Origin of the sequence: Exiguobacterium sp. UBA6309 (assembly GCF_002439205.1) — a bacterium.
GTDB lineage: Bacteria > Bacillota > Bacilli > Exiguobacteriales > Exiguobacteriaceae > Exiguobacterium_A.
On the sequence record NZ_DJTL01000033.1, the window covers coordinates 1 to 1876 of the forward strand.

General features: G+C 51.0%; 2 protein-coding genes. Both read left to right on the plus strand.

Annotated features, from left to right (window positions below):
* A partial coding sequence (locus B3M90_RS11925; protein WP_290784252.1) for an aldehyde dehydrogenase family protein occupies positions 1-415 on the plus strand: 415 nt, incomplete at its 5' end.
* Positions 412-1876, plus strand: a 1465-nt coding sequence (locus B3M90_RS11930; RefSeq protein WP_290784254.1) for an acetolactate synthase large subunit, incomplete at its 3' end; no start/stop codon positions are given. The genes B3M90_RS11925 and B3M90_RS11930, both read left to right, overlap by 4 nt.

The following is a 1876-nucleotide window of genomic DNA, read 5'->3' on the forward strand; positions in this document are numbered from 1 at the left end:
CGGTGCTCGTGTCGTCACCGGTGGAACAGGAACAACGGACGAGGAGAACGATGTCTATTATTATGAAGCAACCGTGCTCGCTGACGTAAAACCCGGCATGTTGATCATGAACGAGGAGACGTTCGGACCTGTCGCTCCCGTCCAGCGTGTCAGCTCTGATGAAGAAGCGGTTCGTTACGCTAACCAGACACCATTCGGTCTCGCTTCATACGTCTTTACGAAGGATTACGCGCGTGCCATTCGTGCGATCGAAGGGCTTGATTATGGAATCGTCGGCTGGAATGATGGGGTTCCTTCTGCGGCACAAGCACCATTTGGTGGAATGAAACAATCCGGTCTTGGACGCGAAGGCGGTAGTGAAGGACTCGAAGCGTATCTCGAGACAAAATACATCTCAATCGGTGGACTAGCATGAACGCGGCGGATTGGTTCGTCCAATGTTTAGAGGCAGAGGGAGTCACGCATATCTTCGGTGTTCCCGGTGAAGAGAACATCACATTGCTCGAATCACTTAGTCGTTCGTCGATCACGTTCATCACGACGCGTCACGAAACGAACGCTGCGTTCATGGCAGCGATGTTCGGTCGCCTGAGTGGACGACCGGGTGTCTGCTTATCGACGCTTGGTCCTGGTGCGACTAACATGATGACGGGAATTGCGAGTGCAACGATGGACCATTCTCCTGTCGTTGCCATCACAGGACAAGGAGCACTATCACGGCAACATAAAGCGTCGCATCAAATGTTTGATCTCGTTGATCTATATCGTCCGGTCACGAAGTCAAGTACGTCCGTTCTGACACCAGAAGTGATTCCGGAAATCGTCCGTCGTGCCTTTGCGACGGCACAGAGCGAAAAGCCGGGAGCGACGCATATCTCTTTCCCGGAAGACGTCGCAAAACAAGAACGAGATCAACCTGTGACTCCTGTCAAAAACGACAGTGCTCCGACATATCTTCATCCGTTGACGATTGATGATCCGGACGCTTTACGATTGATCGAGCGATCGCAACGTCCTGTTATCATTGCCGGTTTCGGGATTCACCGTCAACACGCACTTGAGGCGTTTCGGGCATTCGTCGAACAGCTCGATGCTCCGGTCGTCGAGACAATGATGGGAAAAGGCTCCATCTCCTCACAACATCCGCTTGCCGCGCATACGATCGGTTTGCCGGATGTTGATTACAACCAACGAATTCTTGATGCGAGTGATTTAATCATTACGATTGGTTATGACATCACGGAACTGCCCCCGGAAAAATGGAATCCGAAAAAGACGCCGGTCGTTCATCTGGATACGAACCCTCATGAAATCGATGCCTACTATCCAGTCGTTTCAAATCTAGTCGGCAATCTTTCAGATGTATTGACCGTTTTGACGACTCTGCTTCCAAAGCGTTCCTGGAACGGTTGGCAACGGAATCGCGATAAGTTGCGCCAAGAGATTCAAGAAACATATTCCCTCGCGCTCCCTTTACATCCTCAAAGCATCGTTCGTGAGCTCGAGCGGACGGTTGGTGAAGCCGGAATGGTTTTCTCGGATGTCGGAGCACATAAAGTCTGGCTCGCTCGCCATTATCAAACGACACATCCAGATCAATTGTTCATTTCGAATGGGTTTGCTTCAATGGGCTATGGTTTATCGAGTGCACTTGCAGCCAAACTTCTCTACCCCGACCGACGTATCGTCTGCGCCGCCGGAGACGGAGCTTTTCTTATGAACGGTCAGGACCTCGAGACCGCCGTTCGTTTGAAGCTGCCACTTGTCGTATTAATTTGGCGAGACGGGACATATGGCCTCATCGAATGGAAACAACAACAAGCATATGGAAAATCATCGTACATCACCTTTGATAATCCGGATCTCGTTCAACTGG